The following is a 23,378-nucleotide window of genomic DNA, read 5'->3' on the forward strand; positions in this document are numbered from 1 at the left end:
GTCCTCCCGGCGGGAGGCGCGCAGCATTGACACTCAACCGAGCAACCTGAGCAGTGTGCCATACGGGGCGCGAGCCTGGCCAATCGGGCCGAGGATCTTACCCCGCGCGCTCGCTCGGTCAAACGCGGGCGCGCAGTGGGAGCAGCGCCGGGCGGCGCTCATCGTAATTCGGTCGAGTGCCGTACACCCCCGCCCCTACAGTGACCGGCCGGGCACGCCGTCGTCACCAGGGGCATCGATCATGCGTACGCACTATCCACGTACCCCTCATCTGCCCTGGTCCCCGGGGGCCGCCTCGGACGACGTACGGATCGCGGATCTCTCCGGACTGACGGGCCGCGAGGTCGTCGTCACCGAGAAGCTGGACGGCGAGAACACCACCCTCTACACCGACGGCCTGCACGCCCGCTCCCTCGATTCCGCCCACCACCCCTCACGGGGCTGGGTGAAGGCGCTCCAGGGCCGGATCGGCGCCCGGATCCCCGAAGGTCGGCGGGTGTGCGGGGAGAACATGTTCGCGCGCCACTCGATCCCGTACGGAAACCTGGAGGGCTACTTCTACGGCTTCTCGGTCTGGGACGAGGAGCACTGTCTCGACTGGGACCGGACCGTGGCGTTCCTGCGCGAACTGGGGATTCCGGTGCCACCGGTCCTGTGGCGGGGGGTGTTCGACGCGCGTGCCGAGAAGGCGCTGCGTGCGCTGAGGCCGGACACCGGGCGGCAGGAGGGGTACGTCGTCAGGCCCGTGGACGGGTTCGACGCACCGGAGTTCGGGCGCCGGGTGGCGAAGTGGGTGCGGCCGGGCCATGTACGGACCGATACGCACTGGATGCACGCCTCCGTCGTGGAGAACGGGCTCGGTCCGGCCGCCGCCCTGTGGGCCGTACGCTCCGGGGCGCCCGTCGACGCGGCGGCACTGGCCGCCGCCGTGGGCACGGCGCCGGGGGATTCCGGGGCCGCAGCCGCGATGGGGGACGCCCTCGACGCGTCGGGCCGGACGGGCGACGACCGGCTGACCGGCGTACTGGCCGCGCTGCTGCACCGCGGTCGGCGGGCCGAGCTGGCGCCCGCGCTCGCGCGGACGCTGGGGATGCCGCTCGCCCGCCGCGTCGCGGACCTCGTCGGACTGCACCCCGCGCTGCACCGCCCTTACCCGGACGAGGAGCGCCGGGCCGGACTGGCCCGGATGTCGTTCGCCGCCGATCTGCCGCTGCTGCACGCGCTGGCCGCCACGGTGGCGGACACCGACGAGGCGCGTGAACAGGTGGAGTGGTCGTCGCTGCACGCGCAGGAGGTACGGGAGCCGGACGGGCTGCGCGAGGCGTTCGCGGACCTGGACCCGGCCGCCGCCGACCGCTGCCGGGCGCAGGCCCGCGAGGCGTACGCCGCGGGGCGGGTCGGCACCGCCGAGGAAGCCGTCGCGGCGACCTGGCGGTGGCGGGCCGGGGACTTCCCCCGCCTGGTCCATCTCGTCGGCCCCTCCGGCAGCGGCAAGAGCACCTTCGCCCGCGGGCTGCCCGGCGTCGACACGTATCTCTCGCTCGACGACCTGCGGCTGGCCCGGGGATCACGCGCCGACCAGAAGGCCAACGGAGACGTACTGCGCGAGGGCCTGGACCGGCTGGACACCGCGCTCGCCGCGGGTGGCACGGTCGTCTGGGACGCCACCTCGCTCAACGTGCACCAGCGCTCCCTGGTGCACGCCGTCGCGCGGCGCAGGGACGCGCTGCTGACCCACGCCGTGGCCCTGGTCGACGGGGCGGAACTCCTGCGCCGCAACGAACGCCGCACCCACCCGGTGCCCCCGGCGGTGCTGACCTCGCAGCTGCACCGGTTCGTACCCCCGTATCCCGGCCAGGCGCACCGCACCTGGTACATCGGCGCGAGCGGAACCGTGGAGGACAGGACGTAGATGCGTACCAGCGAGGAGATCTACCACCGGGTCCGCTGGGACGCCCGGTTCGACCCGGCGCGCTTCGTGATGGGCGTGGCGCAGCGCGGGGCCGGGCCGGAACGGGTGCCGCTGCACCGGTTCACGCCCGGCGGGGAGATTCCCTGGCACCGGGTGCTGTTCTTCGAGGCGGACGGCGAGGTGGTGTGGGACCGGCCCTCGGGTGTGGACCGGATCGACGCGACGGACGCCGGGCGGGTACGCGCCCCGCGCTGGCTGCCGTCCCCCTACTTCACCTCCCGCACGCCGCACGCGTTCTCCGCGCCGAAGGACGCCTGGGCGCCCGTGCCCGAGGGCGTCCCGACATCCGCGCCGCCCGCTCTCCTGACGCTGCTGACCTGGAACACCCTCTGGGACCGCTACGACAGCGACCGCATCGACACCGCGCGGCGCCGGCCGCTCCTCCTCGACGCCCTGCATGCGGCGGACGCCGACGTCATCGCCCTCCAGGAGGCCGAGCCCGCCCTGGTCGGTCTGCTGCTGTCCGCGCCCTGGGTCCGCGAGAACTACACCTTCTGGGCCGACCCGGCCGGCCGGGATGCCGCCGACTGCGGTCTGCTGCTGCTCAGCAGACTCCCCGTGCGGGAGGCGGGCCTGCACGTTCTCGGCCAGCACAAGGCGGTCGCCGCCGTGGTCGTGGAGAGCGCGGAGGGACCCGTCACGGTCGCGGTCACCCATCTCAGCAGCGACCACTCGGCGAACGGCGCGGCCCGGCGCGACGCCGAACTGGTCGATCTGGCAACGGGGTTGGCCGCCATCGAGGGCGATGTGACGCTGCTCGGCGACTTCAACGACGGCGGCGACACCCCGCAGGAGCGGCTGGGGATGGCGGACGCCTGGAGCCGGGTGCGCGGCGCCGACGACCGGAGGCCGACCTTCGATCCGTCCGTCAACCCGCTGGCGGCCGTCTCCTCCCTGACGGGGCGGGCTTCCCGGCTCGACCGGGTGCTGGTCCGCCCGGGGCGGCTGCGGCCCGTGTCGGCGGCTCTGCTGGGCGAAGCGGCGGCGCCGGACGGGCTGTACATATCGGACCACTTCGGGGTGCGGGTGGAGCTGACCGGTGCGATGGGCGCCGCTGCGGCCGGGAACGACGCGGCGGAGGCCGATGCGGCGGACCTCGTGCGCAGAGTGGCCGCCGCCCTGCCGGAGGCGCGCGTCCACCTGGTCGGTTCACGGCGGATGGGCTGTGCGCTGCCCGGCGCCGACGTGGACCTGGTCGCGGCGCTGCCCGGGGACGGGGACCTCCCGGGGACACGGGAGCGGCTGAACGCCGCCCTGCCGGACGCCGTCGGCCTGCGCGAGGTGACCGGAGCCCGCGTACCCGGACTGCGCTTCGATCTCGCCGGGCTCCGGGTGGACCTGGTGACGGTCGCGACGGGCGGCCTCTCCCCCGCCGAGGCGGTCGCCCGCCGCGGCGAACTGGGCGAGGCGGCGGCGACGGCGCTCGGTGCGGTGAGCGACGCGGACGCGGTGCTCGCGGCGACGGACCCGCACCGGGACGCGTTCACCCGGCTCGCCCGCGAGGTGAAGGGATGGGCGCGGGCGCGCGGTCTGGACTCCGCCCCGTGCGGCGGACTGCCCGGCCTGGCATGGACCGTGCTGGCGGCCCGTACCGCCCACGAGGCCGGGGATCTGCCGCCGCTCCCCCTGCTCCGGCACTTCTTCGTGACCTGGGCCGCGTGGGACTGGAGCCGGCCGGTCGGCTCCGGTCCCCCGCCGCCGGACGCGTCCCCTCTCACCGTGCTGACCCCGACCGCCCCCGTCCGCTCCTGCACCTCGCAGGTCTCCCCAGCGGGCCGCGATCTCGTCGCCGAGGAGCTCTTTGGCGCCTGGGAGATCCTGGAGTCCGCCGCCGACACCGAGCCCGTACCGCACGCCCTGCTCTGCGCCCCGCCGCCGCTGCGTCTGCGGCATGCCGCCTGGGCGATCGTCTCCGTGCAGCCCGGCCTTGACGAGGGACGGCTCCGGGGCCGGTTCCTGGCCCTGCTCGCCGCCCTCGCGGAAGCGGGCTCCCCGGACGCCCACGCCTGGCCCCGCCCGGTCACCGCCGACGCCTCCCTCGTCCAGTACGCCATCGGCCTGGGCCGCACCCCGCCGGACGGGACCCGGCTCGCGGAGATCGGCGCCCGGCTGCTGCGCGGCATCCCGGGAGCGGGGCTGCGCCGGGCCGAGGGGGCGGCCGCACCGGAACCGCGGTGACGGAAACCGACGGCAGCCGGACTGCGAGAATCCCCGCGTGAACACCAGCACCACCGAGGCCTCCTGGGCCCTGCGCCCCGCCGAGCCCGAGGACATCGAGGTCATGGCCGAGCTGCGGGCCACCGTGATGCGCCCCGACCTGGAGCGGCTCAGGCGCTACGACGAACACCGTGTACGGCAGCGGCTGCGGGACGTGTACGCGCCGGAGCACACCTCCGTCATCCTCATGGACGGCGCGTTCGCGGGCTGTGTCACCCTGCGGCCGGTCGAGGGCGGGCTGTGGCTGGAGAACTTCTATCTCTCCCCCGCCCTCCAGGGACGCGGCATCGGCACCGGCGTGCTGCGCTCGCTGCTCGCGCGGGCCGACGAGGAAGGCATGACCGTACGGCTGGACGTACTGCAGGGCAGCGCCGCCCGCGCGCTCTACGAGCGGCACGGGTTCACCGAGGAGCGGCAGGACCCGATCGACGTGTTCATGGTGCGCACCCCCGCGTACTGATCAGGGGGCGCGGCGCCGCCCGGTTCGGCGCCGCCCGGTTCGGCGCCGCCCGGCCCACATCCGCAGAAACCCAGGCAACCCACCCTCCGGATTCTCCGTCTATCCCCTCGCGGCAGCGGCTGGCCCCCTCCGCCGCCCGCATGGAATCGGCACGCAGCGCAGGGCCGTACAGCCGCCCGCTGCGGGGGAAGTGGACGGAGCACGGTGTGACGGATCGACCTGCGTTGCGCGCATCTCGTACGGGGCTGCCGCGGCGCACCCTGCTGACGGCGGCCGGTGCGATGAGCCTGACCGCCCTCAGCGCCTGCACCGCGCCCGCATCGCCGCGCCGCCGCAACCCGACCCCCGACCCGCTGCCCGGCCTGCCCATCAGCACCTCGCACCCGGCCCTGATGATGCAGGTCCTCGCCCACCCGGACGACGACCTGTACTTCATGAACCCGGACACCCAGCAGGCCCTCGACGCCGGTACACCGCTGGTCTGCGTCTATCTGACCGCGGGCGAGGCCACCGGCGTCAACCATGCCCCGGGCCGGCCGCTGCCCGCGCCCGACAAGGCGGCGTACTCCTCCTCACGTCACCAGGGGCTCCGCCAGGCGTACGCGACGCTGCTCGGCCTCGGCAGGTTCGCAAAGTGGCAGAAGTCCGTCATCGATCTCCACGGCAACCACCGCGCCGAGATCAACCGCCTCGGAAACGGCGGCCGCAAGGTCGAGCTGATCTTCATCAACACCGCCATGCACACCTCGTACGGGCGCCTCGGGCTGCCCAGCCTCTGGCAGGACCGGCGGCTCGTCCTGCCCACCGTCGTCGCCGACGACTCGCCGCTCCAGAAGGTGGGTTCGTACACCTACGACGGGCTCGTCGACGTCCTGGGCGGACTGTTCGACCGCTACCGGCCGAGCATCGTGCACACCATGGACCCGGACCCCGACATCCAGCACAGCAGCGAGCTCGTCCGGCGGCGGGACAGTGAGCAGAAGGGCTACTCCGACCACCCCGACCACACCGCGACGGCGTTGTTCACCTGGACGGCGCTGATCCGGTGGGTGGCCCGGACCACGGCCGCGGGCGGCGGGGTGCCGAGCTTCGCCACCACCGCGTTCCGCGGCTACTACAACCGGCACTGGCCCAAGAACCTGCCGCCGGCCGTGCTGGCCGAGAAGGCATCGCACCTGGTGCCGTACGGGGGCTCGGCCGACTGGCGGTGCGGCAACCCCGCGGGCTGCGGGGACTACAACGTGGGCGGCAACCGACCGCTGACCAACCGGAAGGGCTGGGTACGGTCCACCCGCTACCGCTACCCGGGCCCACGGCCCGTCGTCGCCACCGACCCGGACGGCCGGCTCGTCGCGTATGGGGTGCTGGGGCTGCGGGCGGTGCGCTGGCGCGAGAGCGCGCCGGGCAGCGGGACGTGGGACACCCCGGACGACCTCGGCGGCGGCCCGCTCGCGCCGATCCTGGGCGGCGCGACCCTGCCGGACGGGCGGCAGCTGCTCCTCGGGCTGCGGTTCGCCGCGCTCAGCGGACACGGCGGGGACAACGAACGCGAGATCGTCGTGCTGGAACAGCGCTCCCCCGGCGGCGGCTTCCGTGCCTGGCAGGGGCTGGGGAACCCGGTGCGGGATGACGACGGCGGGCGCCGGATCGGCGTCCCGGTCGCGATCGCCGCCCCCGACGGACGGGTCCATCTCTTCGTGCGGAACGCGGAGAAGGGCCTCAGTACGCGGGTACGGGACACGGCCGGGCGGTGGAGCGGCTGGCGGGACACGGGCGGCGGCGAGATCCAGGACGGGCTGAGTGCCGTGGTGAACGACGCGGGGTGTGTCCATGTGTTCGCGGCGGGCCGTTTCGCGGTGCACCACTGGACGCAGGACGCGCCCGGGGACGAGGTCACCGCGCGCACCCAGATCAGCGGGGTGCCGGTGCCCGGCGACGGCCCGGCCGCGCTGCCCGGGGCGGACGGGACCATCGAGCTGTACTACCGCGCGGCGGCGAAGGCGGCTCTGACGACCGTACGGACCGGGGAGACGGCGGCGGAGACCGGCATCGACGGGTACGGGCGGCTGATCGAGGACCGGGTGGGCTTCGACGGGTACGGGCCGGTCACCGCCGGCGGGTCGTCGCAACGCGCGGTACTGCTCGGCCGCTCCGAGAAGGGCCTGATCCAGGTCCGTACCGCCGGAAGGCTCGTCGTACGACAGCGCGGCCCCGTCGCGCTGGACGGCCCCGCGCTGCACGTCGGAACGGCCGGCCGGCCGACGGTGGTGGCACTGGGGGTCGACGCCCACCCCTGGCTCTGGCGCCCCCTGCCGGCCTGACGACGCACGTGAGCGCATGCCGAAGTGTCGCGGCTGACATCCTCTGATCATGATCAAGGTGCTGATCGCCGAGGACATGACGGTCGTACGGGAGGGACTCGTCGCCGTGCTCGGGCGCGAGCACGGCATCGAGGTCGTGGCCCAGGCCGCCCGCGGGGACGAGGTGTTCGCGGCCGCCCTGGCCACCCGCCCCGACGTTGCGGTGCTGGATGTGTCCATGCCTGGCCAGGACGGCATCGCCACAGCCCGTGAGCTCACTGAACGACTGCCGTCATGCCGCACCCTCATCCTGACCGTGCTCGACCGGCCAGGACACCTCCGGGCAGCCCGGAAAGCGGGCGCGGCCGGTTACCTGCTGAAGTCGGCCTCGGCCAGGCAAGTGGTGGCCGCGATCCGCACGGTGGTGGCGGGCGGCACGGTGTACGACCCCGGTCTGCTCGCCGAGGAACGCGACGCCGGCGCCTCCCCACTCACCCCACGCGAAACCGACATCCTGCGCCTGGCCGCCCAGGGCATGGGCGCCGCCGAGACGGCGGCCGAGCTGTTCCTCTCCGTACGCACCGTCCGCAACCATCTCTCCCTCGCCACGGGCAAACTGCACGCACGCACCCTCGTGGACGCGGTACGCATCGGGGAATGGCACGGATGGATTTGACGCCTGTGTCCTGCTGTCGGCCCTGCCGACGATGCCCGGATCTCACTCGACGGCAAGTCACTCCGTACGTCGCTCGAACATTCACGCCACAGCCAGGATCAGTCCGACGGACCCGAGGATGGGGCACCATCGGCCTTGCCGACGAACAACGTATCGACAATTCCGCCGATCAGGTACAGGCAACCCAGCGCGAAGAACACCGCAGAGTTCCGCTGTTGATCAACTTGGTTCAGTAACCCCTTTCGTCGTGATCAAGGCATCTGACGGAGCTCACCGTTCAGCGGTGGCCCTCGCCGACTTTCGCCTTGCGATGAGGGCGCGATGCCGGGACGAAGAACCCCGGCGGCGCATTCCGGTCATGACGGAGAGAACCGCAACCGGTACGACGGTGACTCCGCCGTCCGCGCCGCGGCTCCCGACGACTGCCGGGCAGCGCTGTCGGCACGACCCGGCAGCCGTCAACCACCCTTGGAGGCGCTCACAAATGGGAGTTCGATCAGCTCGCGGCAGACGTTGCGCGCCGGGCGCCCATTTTGTGAGCTCCTCTTAGGGCCCGCAGAGAATTAATGTGTGGGTTTTATGACTTGACATCGCAGGTCAGCGCGTCGCTCGCCCTCATGTTGTTCATCTGCGGACCCTTAGGCGGAAGGAGTCTCATCTACTCGGCACACGCCCTGTCTGTCGATCTCCTCGGCGGACATCGGACCGTCGGTCGTCCAGAACTGACCTTCGGAAAGCTGGGCCGTTGTGACTTCGGAGGGAGCGAAAGCGACTTCCGGTCCACCGGAGGAACCAGCGAGCGTGAACGACACCGCCAGTTCCTCTGGCAGGTTCCGCGGCCGCACACCAGACCCCGGCTTCAGGAACGCCGCGGCATCCCAGAGCATCACCTCACCGCGTCGCCCTGTCTCGGTCCGGGGTGCGGACGCCTGCCACAGCAGCCGTTCGGCTTCGTTGTCGAAAACCTCGACCTTCTCGACCCTCTCGTCCGGACAGACTGGGGCCTTCACCGTGATATGCGCGCCGTCGATCCTGACGCCTACAGGCGGAGGTCCCGGGTCGGACATCATAGAAACACCGACGACCCATACCCCGACGGCCGCCAAGCACGTCAAGCCGACGGCGCCGAGCAGCACGAACAGCCACCAAGGCCGCCTTGAGGACTGCTTCAGCACGAGTAACCCCCATCGGTCCATACGGCACGCCGCTCCCATTTGTTGCGGCATGGATTGGCCCCTGCTCTGAAGTACATGTAGGCGAAACGACGACCACAGCGCTGCAGGCTCAGGTACACGTACCGCTTGGCCCGCGATATCCCGGGTAGCGACGGCAGACGGAATCCTGACCCGCTCTGGTGAGTGACTACTGAGAACTCTCGTCAGGGCCGCGAGGCCTGACATGCCGCCCGTGCGATCTTGCGGTCAACCAGCGAATGAATGCGCCAGTCGGCCAGACCACCGGGGACCATGCGCAGTAGGCGGCGGTCAATACGGCCACAACCAAGCATCCAGGTGTGACGAAAAATTGACCAACGGCTCTGGCCCTGCCGATTATGTCTCCGGCCCCCTGCAGGAGACCGGATCCAAGGACGAAAAGACCAGTTAGTCCCAGAATATAAATTCCAGCTGTAAAGCGGGACCATTTCCCGGTAGGTCTCACGCTCGCGCCCAGCGAGATGAATGCAGGTCCCACCACTGGAGCCAGGGCGGCGTAAAGAAGTGCGACTATCGAAACAATGATGGTCGAGGTGCGTGAAACATACCCCCAAAGATGATCGACGAAGCCTCCTGGCTGTGTCGCCGTCGCGCCGGCAGCCCCGACGAGTAGCAGCCATATGTACGCCAGGCAGAAAGCCAATCGATTTTTCATATTCCTGTCGACGTTGCCCACGCTTTCCTCAAATCCTTCCTTCGCTGCCTGGCACAGAGTTCCGGTGACCGGGTGGCGCATCGGTGTGCCACCCGGTCACCTCTGTCTCCGCTCGGATTGGCGGTTACGGGTGCGGCGGGCTAGCGCCCCTCCCGGCAACGTTTGCCCCGTCGCGCCGCCCAGCACGCACTCCCGCACCCTCGTCGACGCGGTGCGCATCAGGGAGCGGCACGGGTGGATCTGACGGTCCCGACCGCCAGATCCACCGGTTCCCCATCGTTTACTGACGTATAGCTCCCTTTCGGTCGTCGACGGGGTACTCACTCACGGGCCATCTTTGCGCTCCCCCTCCCCGCGTCTGCGCTTCAACCCCTCCCGGATCTCACCGATCGCGCCCACCGAGATCGCGACACCGAGTGCCACTTCCAGCACGCCCCATATCAGCGACCAGCCAGAATCTTTGATTCTGCTGATCCCGCTTCCCAGCATGGAGGGGACGAAAACCAGGAGAAACGTCAACTTGTATCGGTGCATCGGTCCTTCTATTCGCAAGCTGAACGGAGTTCACCGACAGCTGGACTTTCCTGTGTACTTCCTGCAGACCGAGCGACGACCGTCGTTCGTCAATGAGTCATTCCAGTCATTCCGGAATCGGCGATTGGCGTTCCAGTTCCGGAAATCGCTCACCGCGGTCTGCACGCCCCAGCCCGCCCCCGCGCAGGTGACAAACCTGCCGCCAGATTTGAAGCACCGCCGCACCGTCGAGCGAGGGCTCTTCGCAGCGCGCCACACATTACGGGCCGTCTTCACCCGGCCGAAGGGCGCAACGAGCGCCGCCGAGCTGATCGCGAACTTCCCGGACCAGTAAATCGACCGCCAGTTGGGGTTGCGGCCGGTTCGGTGCATCTTGTTGGTGAATCGCTTCCACTGCTTCTTCGCCCAGCTCCATCTTCCGTCGAGGTCGAACTGGTTCACCGGGTCAGCGTGTGTGTATTCGTAGGCGTTCGCATTGCCCCCGTACACAGGGTCGGGCGACAGGAACCGCCCGGTGACCGGGTTGTAGAGGCGCACGCCCATCAACGTCAGCCCGGTGAGCGTCTCCGCCGAGCGCTGCTTGCCGCCAAGCCAGCCGTACCGCACCGGCAGCTGACCGGCCCGCGGATTGCCGTACTCGTCGCTGTCGAACGCGACGATGCCTTCTCCCTCCGCGAGCGGAAGGGCGAGCATCACGTCGCCGTGGACGTTGGTGAGTTGCAGGGCGGTGCTGCCATCCGCCGAACCCGTCGTCGCGGCGAGGTCGCCCGACGCGGACTCGACATTGCGGCTCACCGCGCCGCTCGTCCCCGCGGCCGTGTCCTCCGCCGTCCAGCGTGGGTTGTCCCCGTCGCCGTCGTAGTGGTTGAGCTTGGCCGCCGACCGGGTCCAGGTGCCGTCGATGTCCGTCTCGACGGACCAGGCACGGAAGCGCTGTGCCGCGTCCAGCGTCCAGGTCTGGCGCTGGTCATCCGTGATCTGGGACTGAACCAGATCGTTGGCGTAGTACGCGAAGGACGAGCCCGGCATGGCCGTGGTGCGGCCGAACGCGTCGTACGCGTACCCCGTGTCCACGAGCCGGTCGCCGCTGTCATAGGCGTGCGACGTCGTCGTGACCGCGCCCGTGCTCGTGCAGTCGGCGCCCTCCGGTGCGGCGGACGATGTCAGCCGGGTGCGGTTGGTGCGCTTGTCGAAGGTGTAGGCGCGGCGCGTGCACACATCGCCCACGGTGTCGTCGACCGAGGTCAGCCGGCCCGCCTTGTCGTACGCGTACTCCTGCGCCGACCAGCCGGTGTGCGACGTGACCTGTCCGTGGACGGACTCGGAGGCCATGTCCGAGGCCACCAGCACACCGTCGCTGTCCCGCGTGTAGGTGCGGCCCACCGTGGTGCCGGTGGTGTCCTGGTCGACGGTGAGGGTGTAGCCGCCGGGGAGCCGCTCGGTGGCGACCCCGCCGTCCGCGTCGTACGCGGTCGTGAAGGCGCCCGCCACCGAGTCCACCGTCTTCGTGGCCAGACCGCGCGGCTCGGCAGTGTGGTCGTAGGTGTACGTCACCGTCGACGGGACGGAGTCCGTGACCTTCGTCCGGCGACCGAGCAGGTCGTACTCGGTGGTGGTCACACCCCCGTCCGCGTCCGTGTAGGACACCTCACGGCCCAGCTTGTCGAACGCCCTGGTGATCGTGCCGCCGGTCGTGGAGACCGTGCGGGCCGCCTGGCCGGTGTTCGGGTCGTACTCGGTCGTGGCGTCCGGCACCGCCGCCCCCAGGCCACCCGTCGTCGCCGTTTTCAGGGCGCGGCCGGCGGCGTCGTACGTGCTGGTCGTGGTCCGGGTGATCCCGTTGGCGGTCTCCGCCGCCTTGACCGTCGCCCCGTACCAGTCGTACTCGGTGGTGGTCACCGGCAGGCCGCTCGGATTGCTCCCGCCGCCCGTGACCGCTCCAGCGGGTCCGGTGGAGCAGACAAGGTCCGCCCACTCGGGGCGCCCCGCGCAGGTGCCCGTACCGGTCGCCGACCAGTACGTCGTGACGCGTGTGGCGGCGTCCGTGCCGGTGGCGCCGGGCAGCAGCTCCTTGATGACCCGGCCCTGCGCGTCGTACTCCTTGGTGCTGGTCAGGGCGAGGCCGGACGGATCGGTGATCGTCTTCGTCGGCAGGCCCTTGACCCAGTCGTACGTCGTCTGCGTCACCCGCTGCTCTGCGTGGGTCGCCGGGAAGTCCAGGAGCTGGGCTCCGGTGACGACCTTGGTGATCTGGTTCTCCACCGTCGCCGTTCCGTCGGTGGGACGGCCCTCGTCGTAGGTGTTCTTCGTCCAGGTGCGGGCCACCACCGACTCACCTGCCGGAAGCGTGGTCGAACCGGAGGTGACGGACGTGGTCAGATCGACGCGGCGGGCCGGGCCGAACTCCTCCAGCTCCTTGATGCCCTTGTCGTCGTAGATGGTGCGGGTGGCGAGCAGTTCGGCACGCGCCGCCGAGGACAGTCCGTCGAGGCCGAGGTCGGCCAGGGTCTCCTTCGCCGCCGCCGTCCTGCCCACGGCGATCTCCCGGTTGCGGGCGGTGAGCTCGCGCACCGTGTTGCCGTACTGGTCGTAGTCGGTGGCGGAGATGTGGCCGCCGGGCTGTGCGGTGTTGACCTGACGCCCGGAGGCGTCGGTGTAGGTGACGGTGGCGCGCCTGTAGTCGCCCGCCCCGAGCCCCGAACCCGCGTGGGAGGCGGGGACGACGTCGGCGGGGAATACGGCGGTCGCGTCGGTCGGCGCCGCGCCCTGTCCCCAGGCCGCGGTGTCCGAGGTGCCCAGCGCGTACGGGGCCTTGGTTCCGCTCAGCGGCACGTCGTAGACGAGACTCGTGGTCGCCGTGCCCTCGGGCGTGGCGCTCGTGCCCGGCTTGAGGGCAGCGCGCGACACCTTCAGGAGCATCCCGTCACCCGCGGTCGCCGCGTTGCCCGCCTTGCCGTACGTCATGGTCCACGGCAGCTCGCCCGGCGGCGTCACCTGGGTGATCCGGCCCGCGTCGTCGTACGTGTACTCCGTCTTCAGAGCGGGCGAGATCTGCGGGTGCCAGGCCTGCCGCAGCCGGCCCGCGCTGTCGTAGGTGAATGTCTGCACGGCCTTCGCGGTGGCCGCCGACGCGCCCGGCGCCGTGGCCCAGAGGCGGATCTCGCGCAGCTGGTCCTTGAAGTCGCCCAGCGTGCTCCCCGTGGCCGTCGTGGTTGCCGCGTAGACGAACTCCAGCGAGCGGCAGCCCTTGGTGGACGGCGTCGCCGTGCAGGTGCTCGCGGACGCGGCCGTCGTGGGCGCGATGATGCGCGCCGGTCGGACCAGCTTGTCGGTTCCGACGGTCAGTGTCTCGGAGACGACCGTGGTGGTGGAGTTGGTGAGCCCGTCCATGGTGGAGGAGGCGACCTGCCAGGTGGTGGCGCCCGACGGCTTGGTGAAGACCGTGACCGTGCCTTCGGTGTCCTTCAGTGTGAACGACCCGGTCAGCGAACCGGTCAGGGTGAACTCATCGGCGCCGGGCTCCGGCTTCCAGCCGCCGTTGCTGAGCTTGGTGAAGCCCAACTCCTCGCCGTCGACGTCCACCAGGGCAACCGAGGTCGTGGTGGACTGCTTGAGGTACGACCAGTCGGATTCGGTCAGCTCCGCGACCGTCCCCGCGCTCCACTCCTTGCCGTAGATCGGGAACTGCCCGCTCTGCTTCGCCCCGGCATCGGGCTTCCGCGAGGAGGCGGTGCGCGTGACGGACAGGTCGTAGGCGGAGGCGTCGGTCTCGGAGAGGGTGAGGTCGCCGGTCAGCAGGTTCACCGTGCCGGGACCCACCGACTCGCTGGGCGCGGTCCCCGCGTTGCGGTCGACCGTCACGGTCGCCACCGGGGAGTAGCGGGTCACCGAGCCGTCCGTGAAGGCGGCTCGGACGTCGACCGGGCCGTCCTCGGCGAGGCTGTCGGTGATGTTCCAGGTCAGCTTCGGCGGGCTGCCGGCGATGATGGCCAAGGGCCAGCCGGTCACCTTCGCTCCGTCGGCGTCCTTGGTGACGGCGGCGGAGGGAACGTCGGCCCAGGTGTCCGTCTCTCCCCGTCGGTACTGGTACGTGACACCGGTGTAGGTGGGCTTGCCCTTCGCGCCGAGGCTCAGCCGCCGGGCCGGCCGGTCGCCGTCACGAGGCGTCAGGAGGGCCGCGCCGTCGCCGACGCCGAACTCGTACGCGGTGGTGGCGTTGGACAGATTGCCGCCCGAGTCGATCGTCCGCGCGTACAGCGTGTGCCAGCCGTCGCCCGGCTTGAGGGTGACGGTCAGCGGGTCGCCGCCGCTGCCCTTGACCGTGTCGTCGATCCGCTTCGGGGTGGCCGGGTCGTTCAGACCGTACAGATACCCCTGGCCGTCGGTGGAGGTGGTGGAGAAGGTGCACTGGGCACCGTCGGCGTTCTTCTCCGTCCAGGTGTCCTTGGCGTACGGGACACAACTGACGCCGGGCGCGGCGGGCTTCGCCGTGTTCAGCACGAAGGTGGTGTAGCCGGTCCACGCCCCGTACAACGAGCCGTCGTAGCCCCGCACCCGGTAGCGCAGGTGTGAGCCGGACGGGAAGGCGTTCGCCGCCGGGACCGTGATCTTCGCGGTTCCGCCGGAGGCTACCCCGGCACTCGTGGCGGTGTATGCGTATCCGGCCCCGTCGGTGTACTTGGGGTCCGCGGTGATCTCGAACTGCGCCTTGACCGTGTCGCCGTCCGCGTCGGTCACCTTGGCCGAGAGCTGCGGGGTGAGGGAGGTGACGTACCGCTTGCCGTTGTAGGCGTTCACCTGCGATGGCGTGATGGCCACCGAAGCCGGCTTCGCGGGGTAGGAGTTGTACTTCACCGTCAGGTGCGGTTCCACCGCATTGTCACCGGCGGCGTACTTGGACGAGCGGTACCGACGCCAGGTGCTGGAATCCGTCTCCGTGACGCCCCGCACCTGCACGCCGTGGTTGGCGGCTCCGTCCGCCCAGGCCTGCACGATGCCCGCGACGTTGAAGTTGACGGTGCCCGCCGGGCAGGCCGATGAGAATCCGAGCGCCTTGGTACTGGTGACCGCGCCGGTATCGGTGGTGGACGGCTGGGCTCCCCAGGTCAGTCCGGAGTTCGTCCACGACGAGGTGACCCGGCGTATCTGCGTACCCGAGCCATTGGTGGCGCAGGTCGCGGACCAGTACGAGTACAGCGACAGGTTCGCGGAGAGGATCTTCTGCCCGCCGAACTTGGCGACGTCGAACTTCAGATAGGACCGCGCCTTGGTCGAACCCGCGTCGTACGTACCGGACTTGAGTTCCTTGGACGATGACTGCGAGTCGGGATAGTTGGTCGCGACCCAGGTGTCGGTGGACGCCGCCAGTGTCGAGGTCGGGTCGACGGTCACGGGGTAGGTGAGCCCGGACGTCCGGAAGTACTCCGGGTCGGGCTTGAGCACCAGTGTCTGCGCGCCGTCCTTCGCCGTTTCGATGCTGGTGTCCACCTGGGCGAGGTGCCGGGACTCGCCGGACGCGGGATCGGTGGAGGAGTCCCACATCACCGGTGCAGGCGCTTCGGCGGTCAGCTTCCCCGCCGCGTCCTTGAGCAGGAGCCTTCCGGTCTCCTCGTCCCGGAACAGCACAAGTCCCTTCAGCCGCAACGGAATGCGGTAGACGGGTGGCTGGGCCGGCGCCTTGTCGAGGACGACGTTCTGCTCGAACCCGTCGGCCAGCGCCCGCACCGTCAGGGTCTGACTGCCGCCCAGGTCGTAGGAGGCGAGGTCACCTTCGACCTCGGCCTTGGGGAGCGCCTCCTGCCAGCCCATGCCGAACGACTTCGCTCCGCGCTCGACGGAGGCCAGCAGGCCGGGTTCGGTTCCCCCTCCGCCGGAGACCGTGATGTCGGCGAGTGCCGTCCGCGGCTCGTAGTCCCGGCCGACCCGCTCCAGTTCGGTGTCGAGGTCGACCCACGCGCCCTTGCTCTCGCGCGTGCGTACCGGTGCCTGGAACAACTCGGCCGACAGACTCCCGTCCGGCTCCGCGTACGTGGTCGAGGTCTCGGTCCGCTCGGACAGGACCTCCACGCGGTTGCCCGAGAGCCGGGCCGCGACCCGCGCCGCGTTGACGTCGGCGGCCTCGGTGACCTTCTTCGGGGGCGTGGGGGCGGCGCGGAACGCCGCCGCCTCCTTCCCGGCGGACATGCCGACGGCTTCGCCGGTGGTGGCCACGGTGACCGCCACCTCCGCGACCAGCAGGCCGGCCAGCGTCAGGGCGATCCGGGGCAGGGCCCGTCTCTTCCTGCTCGCGTTGGGGGCTCTTGACGCGTTCCACTCGCTCTTCACAGGAGGTGACTCCCTCGTTCGACGACCGAATCGCCGACGAGTCAAGTCTCCGCACCCTGAGTAGTGAAGTGACCACGTCACGAATACGGATTCGCATCCGGATCACCACAGGCCACGACGGTCCTCGGACCGACCCGGCGTACAACCCTCCGCGCCCCTCTCACGTCCTGGAAGTCGATGCTCCGTTTCCGTCGCCCTTCCCCGCGCCACGCCCTCACCGCCGGCACCACGCTTGTTCTCCTGGTCGGCGGAACCGTCGCGCTGCTCGCTCTGGACCTGGTCACGCTCCCCCTGAGCCGCCGGTCGGCCGTGACCGCGCTGATCCTGCTGATCCTCCTGCCCGCCGTGCTCCTCGGGCAGTACGCGCCCCCGCCGTACCGTCTGCGCTACCGGGCCCGATGGGTTCTCCTGATCCTCCAGGCCGGGCTCACCTACGGACCGGTGCTGCTGCTCAAGCTGCCCTGGCTGAGTCTGCTGGGGTTCTTGGCCGGGGCCGTCCTGCTGACCGTTCCGCGCCCCGCCTCTCTGCTCGTCGCGGTGGCGGTCTGTGCCAGCGGTCCACTTCTGGTCAGCGGACTTGAGTTCGAGAACCGCAGCGGCCTCGGCGTCCTGATCGCCACCCTGACCACGGCGGGCAGCGTCTACGGCATTGCCCAGCTCGCGCTCTTCGTCGCCCGGCTGCACGCCGCGCAGAACCACGCCGCCCACACGGCCGTACAGACCGAACGCGACCGTATCGCCCGCGATCTGCACGACGTCCTCGGCTCCGCGCTCGCCCTGATCGCGATCCGCGCCTCCCAACGCACGGAGGACGACGAGCCCGCCGCCGTCCTCGACGAGATCGCCGCCACCGCCCGGCGCACCCTCGCCGAGGTTCGAGCCGTCTCCCGCGACAACGTCACCCTGTCACTGGCCACGGAACTCGCCCAGGCGGTCCACGTCCTCGCCACCGCCGGGATCACCGTGCGCAGCGACATCGCCCCGATCACCCCCGACGAACTGCCCCGGGCCGTCGACCACTGTCTCGCCGTGGTCGCACGGGAGGCCGTCGCCAATGTCCTGCATCACTCCAGAGCGACCCACTGCTCGATCTCCCTGAGTGTCGCCCGCACGAAACCCACCAACCACGGGTCCGTCGAACTCTCCGTGGGCAACGACGCCACCGACTCGCCCGGTACCACCGCTCCGGGCACCGGCCTCACCAACCTCGCCGCCCGCGCCGCCGCACTCGGCGGAACCGTGACCACCGAGCGGCCGTCGCCGGGACACTTCCGTCTGCTGGTCCGGCTGCCACTGCCGAGCGGCAGCCGGATCACGGGCCGAATCCGACACCCGGACACACCACGGGGCCCCGCACCTCAACGCGACCCCGTGGGCTGACTCGGGACCCGCATGACGTCCGTCAACGCCGAAGGGCCCCGGCCCACCGCTTGCGCGGAGGATCGGGGCCCTTCTTGGTGCTCTGTGCGGAGCAACCAGGTCAGACAGTCAGGTAATTACTTGACGATCTTGGTGACCTGGCCGGCGCCCACGGTCCGGCCACCCTCACGGATGGCGAACTTCAGGCCCTCTTCCATGGCGACCGGCTGGATCAGCGCGACGTTCATGACGGTGTTGTCGCCCGGCATGACCATCTCGGTGCCCTCGGGAAGGGTCACAACGCCCGTCACGTCCGTGGTACGGAAGTAGAACTGCGGGCGGTAGTTGTTGAAGAACGGGGTGTGACGGCCACCCTCGTCCTTCGACAGGATGTAGGCCTGGGCCTCGAACTCGGTGTGCGGCGTGACCGAACCGGGCTTGATGATGACCTGGCCGCGCTCGACGTCCTCGCGCTTGATGCCACGGAGGAGCAGACCGACGTTCTCACCGGCCTGGCCCTCGTCGAGCAGCTTGCGGAACATCTCGATGCCGGTGACCGTGGTGGTGGTCTTCTCGGTCTTGATACCGACGATGTCGACGGTCTCGTTGACCTTCAGGACACCACGCTCGATACGACCGGTGACGACGGTGCCACGACCGGTGATCGTGAAGACGTCCTCGATCGGCATCAGGAACGGCTTGTCGACGTCGCGCTCGGGCTGCGGGATCGACTCGTCGACGGCCTTCATCAGGTCGAGGACGGTCTGGCCCCACTCCTTGTCGCCCTCAAGAGCCTTGAGCGCCGAGACCTTGACGACCGGCAGGTCGTCGCCCGGGAACTCGTACTCGGAGAGGAGCTCACGGACCTCGAGCTCGACGAGCTCCAGGATCTCCTCGTCGTCCACCATGTCGGCCTTGTTCAGGGCGACGACGATGTACGGAACGCCGACCTGGCGGGCCAGGAGCACGTGCTCCTTGGTCTGCGGCATCGGGCCGTCGGTGGCGGCGACCACGAGGATAGCGCCGTCCATCTGCGCAGCACCGGTGATCATGTTCTTGATGTAGTCCGCGTGACCCGGGCAGTCGACGTGCGCGTAGTGACGCGACTCCGTCTGGTACTCGACGTGCGCGATCGAGATCGTGATACCGCGCTGGCGCTCCTCAGGAGCCTTGTCGATCTGGTCGAAGGCCGAGGCCTCGTTCAGGTCCGGGTACGCGTCATGCAGCACCTTGGTAATGGCGGCCGTGAGGGTCGTCTTACCGTGGTCGATGTGACCGATGGTGCCGATGTTGACGTGCGGCTTAGTCCGCTCGAACTTCGCCTTCGCCACTGGGTCCTCCTGTGGAGTGGTTCTGTACGCCTTGCTTCATCGGCGCCAGGTGATCTTTGCTGGGATGCCGGGGCCGGGGGCATTCACCGCATTGCTTGCGCTCTGCGACGAATGCCCCACCAGGCTCCGGTGACAAGCCTAAAGCGTGAGCTCGGGAGAGTTACTCGCCCTTGGCCTTCGCGATGATCTCCTCGGCGACGTTCCGCGGAACCTCGGCGTAGGAGTCGAACTGCATCGAGTAGCTTGCGCGACCCGAGGTCTTGCTGCGGAGGTCTCCGACGTAGCCGAACATCTCCGAAAGGGGCACGAGGCCCTTCACGACGCGAGCGCCGCTGCGCTCCTCCATGGCCTGGATCTGGCCACGGCGGGAGTTGATGTCACCGATGACATCGCCCATGTAGTCCTCGGGCGTGGTCACCTCGATGGCCATCATCGGCTCAAGGAGCACGGGGGACGCCTTGCGGGCACCCTCCTTGAACGCCTGCGAACCGGCGATCTTGAACGCCAGCTCGGAGGAGTCGACCTCGTGGTAGCCACCGTCGAGAAGGATGACGCGGACGCCCACCATCTCGTAGCCGGCCAGGATGCCGAACTGCATGGCTTCCTGAGCACCCGCGTCCACCGAGGGGATGTACTCACGGGGGATGCGGCCACCGGTGACCTTGTTGACGAACTCGTACGAGGTCTCGCCGCTCTCGATGGGCTCGATCGCGATCTGCACCTTGGCGAACTGACCGGTACCACCGGTCTGCTTCTTGTGGGTGTAGTCGATGCGCTCGACGGCCTTGCGGATCGTCTCGCGGTACGCGACCTGGGGCTTGCCGACGTTGGCCTCGACGCGGAACTCGCGCTTCATCCGGTCGACGAGCACCTCGAGGTGAAGCTCGCCCATACCACCGATGATGGTCTGGCCGGTCTCCTCGTCCGAGTGAACCTGGAAGGAGGGGTCCTCCTCCGAGAGGCGCTGGATGGCGACACCCAGCTTCTCCTGGTCACCCTTGGACTTGGGCTCGATGGCGACCTGGATGACCGGCGCCGGGAAGTCCATGGACTCCAGGATCACCGGGTTCTTGTCGTCGCACAGCGTCTCACCGGTGGTGGTCTGCTTCAGGCCCATGACGGCGATGATGTCGCCCGCGCCCACCGACTCGATCTCCTCACGCTTGTTCGCGTGCATGCGGTAGATCTTGCCGATGCGCTCCTTCTTGCCCTTGACGGAGTTCAGCACCGCGGTGCCGGACTCCAGGCGGCCCGAGTAGACCCGGACGAAGGTGAGCTTGCCGAGGTGCGGGTCGCTCATGATCTTGAAAGCGAGGGCCGCGAGCGGCTCGTCCTCGGACGGCTTGCGCTTGACGATCTCCTCCGGGTCCTTGACGCTGTGGCCCTCGATGGCCTCGACGTCCAGGGGGGAGGGGAGGTAGCGCACGACGGCGTCGAGCAGGGGCTGGACGCCCTTGTTCTTGAACGCGGTGCCGCAGAACACGGGGGTGACGGTCGTCTCGCCGTCCTTGCCCGAGTTGATGGTGATGCGACGGATGCCCTCGTAGAGCTGCTCCGCGGAAGGCTCTTCGCCCTCCAGGTAGAGCTCCATGAGCGTCTCGTCGCTCTCCGCGGCGGCCTCGAGGAGCTTGGCGCGCCACTCGTCGGCAGCCTCGACCAGGTTGGCCGGGATGTCGACGATGTCGTACGCCTCGCCCTTGGTCGCCTCGGCGGGGTAGACGAACGCCTTCATCGTCACGAGGTCGACGACACCCGTGAAGTCGGCCTCGGCACCGATGGGGAGCTGCATCACGATCGGGGTCGCGCCGAGGCGGTCCGTGATCATCTGGACGCAGCGGAAGAAGTCGGCACCGGTGCGGTCGAGCTTGTTGACGAAGCAGATACGCGGCACGCCGTAGCGGTCCGCCTGACGCCAGACGGTCTCGGACTGCGGCTCGACGCCCGCCACACCGTCGAACACGGTGACGGCACCGTCGAGGACGCGGAGCGAACGCTCCACCTCGACGGTGAAGTCGACGTGACCCGGGGTGTCGATGATGTTGATGGTGTGGTCAACATCATTGAGCGGCCAGTGACAGGTCGTCGCGGCGGACGTGATCGTGATGCCGCGCTCCTGCTCCTGCTCCATCCAGTCCATCGTGGCAGCGCCGTCGTGGACTTCACCGATCTTGTACGAAACGCCGGTGTAGAAGAGGATCCGCTCGGTGGTGGTCGTCTTGCCCGCGTCGATGTGGGCCATGATCCCGATGTTGCGGACCTTGGCCAGGTCAAGCGAAGTGGTGGCCATAAGGCTCAATCTTCTCTCGGTCTCGATGTGGGTAGCGACTACCAGCGGTAGTGCGCGAAGGCCTTGTTGGACTCGGCCATCTTGTGGGTGTCCTCACGCTTCTTGACGGCAGCGCCAAGACCGTTGGACGCGTCGAGCAGCTCGTTCATGAGGCGCTCGGTCATGGTCTTCTCGCGGCGGGCGCGGGAGTAACCCACGAGCCAGCGCAGCGCGAGGGTGGAGGCGCGACCGGGCTTGACCTCGATCGGCACCTGGTAGGTGGCGCCACCGACACGGCGGGACTTGACCTCGAGCGAGGGCTTGACGTTCTCAAGCGCGCGCTTCAGCGTGATGACCGGGTCGTTGCCGGTCTTCTCGCGGAGGCCTTCCATGGCGCCGTACACGATCCGCTCGGCGGTGGAGCGCTTGCCGTTGAGCAGGATCTTGTTGATCAGCGAGGTGACAAGAGGAGAACCGTAGACCGGGTCGATGATGACCGGGCGCTTCGGGGCGGGGCCCTTACGAGGCATTCTTACTTCTCCTTCTTGGCGCCGTAGCGGCTGCGGGCCTGCTTGCGGTTCTTGACACCCTGGGTGTCAAGGGAACCGCGGATGATCTTGTAACGAACACCCGGCAGGTCCTTCACACGGCCACCACGCACGAGCACGATGGAGTGCTCCTGCAGGTTGTGTCCCTCACCCGGGATGTAGGCCGTGACCTCGATACCGGAGGTCAGACGCACACGCGCGACCTTACGGAGTGCCGAGTTCGGCTTCTTCGGGGTGGTCGTGAACACACGCGTGCAGACGCCGCGGCGCTGGGGCGAACCCTCAAGTGCGGGCGTCTTGTTCTTCTCGACCTTGTCCTGCCGGCCCTTCCGGACCAGCTGCTGGATCGTAGGCACTACTTCTCCGGTTTCTGTGTGCCGTTCGTGAAACTAACCTGGAACGTCACCGACCCACGCGGTCGGGTGTGTCGAATACTGCAGGCTCCTGCCGCAAGGCAGGAGGGGGTGCAGATTGCGGTGGCCGTTGGCGGACTCGTCATGCGGTTGAAGACACGCACACGAGCCCAGGCACACCCCAGGCACAAGGTCTGAGCGTACCTACCTCGTCGACTCCGGTCAAAACAAATGCTGTCCACGGCGACACGCCGGACTTCCGCAGGTCACGGCCGACAGGATTGAGACACCCTGCCGCGGGCGCACGGCAGGAAAACGACCTTGGCAGTCCGGCATTACGCCCTCTCAGTACATTGAACCGCGCGGTCGACGATCGGGGGACGAAATGGCGGCGGCGTATCCACCCGACGGCGACGGACTCGACGACCGGGTGCCCTTCCTCGCCCGCCTGGAGCGGGAGGACCGGGTGTCCCTGCTCGGTCTGGGCCGCGAACTGAGTTTCGCCTCCCGGACCCCTCTGCTCAGACAGGACGAGCCGTCCGCTTACGTTCTGCTGATCGTCAACGGATGGACGAAGGTCACCACGTCCGCCCCCAACGGTTACGAGGCGTTGCACGCCTTGCGTGGCCCCGGCGACATCGTGGGCGAATCGGCCGCGTTGACCGGCCGGCCACGCTCGGCGACGGTGACCGCGCTCTCTCCCGTACGGGCCGTGGTAGTGGCCCACGAGAAGTTCCGCGCGTTCGTGACCGGCTCTGCCAAGGTCTCCCTCACACTCCTGGCGCTGACCGCCGACCGGACGCGCGCCGCAGACCGGCGCAGCCTGGAATTCGCCGCGATGACAGTACGGGAGCGCTTCGCCGTCCTGCTGCTGGATCTGGCGCACACCCATGGTGGCCGTACGGACGAGGGCATCGAACTCGACATACCGCTCAGCAAACAGGAGCTGGCCGGGGCGGTCGGGGCGTCCAGGGAAATGGTCCAGCGGCTTCTGAAGGACCTGCGCGAGCGGGGCATCGTACAGACGGGGCGGCGGGCGATGGTGATCATGAGGCCCGACGCCCTCCGCCGGATCGCCCGGGCACAGGACGCCATCCGTCCGGTCGTCCGCCACGAAGCCCCGCAGACTCCGTAGCGCAGGCCCCGCACGCTCTGTGGAGGGAAGTGCG

14 protein-coding genes are annotated in these 23,378 nt (G+C 69.5%); 7 read left to right on the forward strand and 7 right to left on the reverse strand.

The window, feature by feature from the left end:
* Positions 1-241 precede the first annotated feature (241 nt).
* From ACZ68L_RS23060 to ACZ68L_RS23080, 5 genes are all read left to right on the forward strand, one after another.
* Positions 242-1,912: an RNA ligase family protein gene (locus ACZ68L_RS23060; protein WP_469579699.1), complete on the forward strand. Its 1,671-nt coding sequence runs from the start codon at positions 242-244 to the stop codon at positions 1,910-1,912.
* Positions 1,913-4,150: a poly(A) polymerase gene (locus ACZ68L_RS23065; protein WP_469579701.1), complete on the forward strand. Its 2,238-nt coding sequence runs from the start codon at positions 1,913-1,915 to the stop codon at positions 4,148-4,150.
* Positions 4,151-4,253: 103 nt separating this feature from the next.
* Positions 4,254-4,649 (forward strand): GNAT family N-acetyltransferase, encoded by a 396-nt coding sequence (locus ACZ68L_RS23070; protein WP_469579767.1) that lies wholly within the window; start codon positions 4,254-4,256, stop codon positions 4,647-4,649.
* Between the two features lie 281 nt (positions 4,650-4,930).
* Positions 4,931-6,970, forward strand: a complete 2,040-nt coding sequence (locus ACZ68L_RS23075) for a PIG-L family deacetylase (protein ID WP_469579768.1) — start codon at positions 4,931-4,933, stop codon at positions 6,968-6,970.
* Positions 6,971-7,019: 49 nt separating this feature from the next.
* The gene (locus tag ACZ68L_RS23080) at positions 7,020-7,625 is read left to right on the forward strand and encodes a response regulator (RefSeq protein WP_469579704.1); all 606 of its coding nucleotides are present in this window, start codon (positions 7,020-7,022) and stop codon (positions 7,623-7,625) included.
* Positions 7,626-8,263: 638 nt separating this feature from the next.
* Here the strand turns inward: ACZ68L_RS23080 and ACZ68L_RS23085 are convergent.
* The 3 genes from ACZ68L_RS23085 to ACZ68L_RS23095 form a co-directional block, all read right to left on the reverse strand.
* On the reverse strand, positions 8,264-8,800 hold the full coding sequence (locus ACZ68L_RS23085) for a hypothetical protein (RefSeq protein WP_469579706.1): 537 nt from the start codon (positions 8,798-8,800) through the stop codon (positions 8,264-8,266).
* Positions 8,801-9,818: 1,018 nt separating this feature from the next.
* Positions 9,819-10,028 (reverse strand): hypothetical protein, encoded by a 210-nt coding sequence (locus tag ACZ68L_RS23090; protein ID WP_469579708.1) that lies wholly within the window; start codon positions 10,026-10,028, stop codon positions 9,819-9,821.
* A gap of 30 nt (positions 10,029-10,058) precedes the next feature.
* Complete coding sequence (locus ACZ68L_RS23095) at positions 10,059-16,211, reverse strand: DNRLRE domain-containing protein (RefSeq protein WP_469579770.1); 6,153 nt, start codon at positions 16,209-16,211, stop codon at positions 10,059-10,061.
* 318 nt (positions 16,212-16,529) lie between these two features.
* Here ACZ68L_RS23095 and ACZ68L_RS23100 point away from each other — a divergent pair, with 318 nt between their 5' ends.
* The gene (locus ACZ68L_RS23100; RefSeq protein ID WP_469579710.1) at positions 16,530-17,732 is read left to right on the forward strand and encodes a sensor histidine kinase; all 1,203 of its coding nucleotides are present in this window, start codon (positions 16,530-16,532) and stop codon (positions 17,730-17,732) included.
* 116 nt (positions 17,733-17,848) lie between these two features.
* On the opposite strand, the gene tuf is transcribed toward ACZ68L_RS23100, so the two are convergent.
* The 4 genes from tuf to rpsL form a co-directional block, all read right to left on the reverse strand.
* Entirely contained in the window at positions 17,849-19,042 is a 1,194-nt protein-coding gene (tuf, locus tag ACZ68L_RS23105; protein ID WP_189275014.1) for an elongation factor Tu, read from the reverse strand.
* A 160-nt stretch (positions 19,043-19,202) separates the two neighbouring features.
* Positions 19,203-21,329, reverse strand: coding sequence for an elongation factor G (fusA, locus tag ACZ68L_RS23110; RefSeq protein WP_469579713.1), 2,127 nt, complete (start codon positions 21,327-21,329; stop codon positions 19,203-19,205).
* A 38-nt stretch (positions 21,330-21,367) separates the two neighbouring features.
* Positions 21,368-21,838 carry a 30S ribosomal protein S7 gene (gene rpsG / locus ACZ68L_RS23115; RefSeq protein WP_093897234.1) on the reverse strand — a complete coding sequence of 157 codons (471 nt, stop codon included), beginning with the start codon at positions 21,836-21,838 and terminating at the stop codon, positions 21,368-21,370.
* A gap of 2 nt (positions 21,839-21,840) precedes the next feature.
* Complete coding sequence (gene rpsL / locus ACZ68L_RS23120; protein WP_003948652.1) at positions 21,841-22,212, reverse strand: 30S ribosomal protein S12; 372 nt, start codon at positions 22,210-22,212, stop codon at positions 21,841-21,843.
* Positions 22,213-22,594: 382 nt separating this feature from the next.
* On the opposite strand from rpsL, the gene ACZ68L_RS23125 reads away from it, so the two are divergent.
* Positions 22,595-23,344, forward strand: a complete 750-nt coding sequence (locus tag ACZ68L_RS23125) for a Crp/Fnr family transcriptional regulator (RefSeq protein ID WP_469579715.1) — start codon at positions 22,595-22,597, stop codon at positions 23,342-23,344.
* Positions 23,345-23,378: the final 34 nt, after the last annotated feature.

This window comes from Streptomyces sp. NPDC104309, assembly GCF_055584025.1.

Bases quoted from the DNA above. Each gene is read 5' to 3' on its own strand.
- ACZ68L_RS23060 (WP_469579699.1), top strand. From the start codon at position 242: ATGCGTACGCACTATCCACGTACCCCTCATCTGCCCTGGTCCCCGGGG.
- ACZ68L_RS23065 (WP_469579701.1), top strand. From the start codon at position 1,913: ATGCGTACCAGCGAGGAGATCTACCACCGGGTCCGCTGGGACGCCCGG.
- ACZ68L_RS23070 (WP_469579767.1), top strand. From the start codon at position 4,254: ATGGCCGAGCTGCGGGCCACCGTGATGCGCCCCGACCTGGAGCGGCTC.
- ACZ68L_RS23075 (WP_469579768.1), top strand. From the start codon at position 4,931: ATGAGCCTGACCGCCCTCAGCGCCTGCACCGCGCCCGCATCGCCGCGC.
- ACZ68L_RS23080 (WP_469579704.1), top strand. From the start codon at position 7,020: ATGATCAAGGTGCTGATCGCCGAGGACATGACGGTCGTACGGGAGGGA.
- ACZ68L_RS23090 (WP_469579708.1), bottom strand. From the start codon at position 10,028: ATGCACCGATACAAGTTGACGTTTCTCCTGGTTTTCGTCCCCTCCATG.
- ACZ68L_RS23095 (WP_469579770.1), bottom strand. From the start codon at position 16,211: ATGTCCGCCGGGAAGGAGGCGGCGGCGTTCCGCGCCGCCCCCACGCCC.
- ACZ68L_RS23100 (WP_469579710.1), top strand. From the start codon at position 16,530: ATGCTCCGTTTCCGTCGCCCTTCCCCGCGCCACGCCCTCACCGCCGGC.
- fusA (WP_469579713.1), bottom strand. From the start codon at position 21,329: ATGGCCACCACTTCGCTTGACCTGGCCAAGGTCCGCAACATCGGGATC.
- rpsG (WP_093897234.1), bottom strand. From the start codon at position 21,838: ATGCCTCGTAAGGGCCCCGCCCCGAAGCGCCCGGTCATCATCGACCCG.
- ACZ68L_RS23125 (WP_469579715.1), top strand. From the start codon at position 22,595: ATGGCGGCGGCGTATCCACCCGACGGCGACGGACTCGACGACCGGGTG.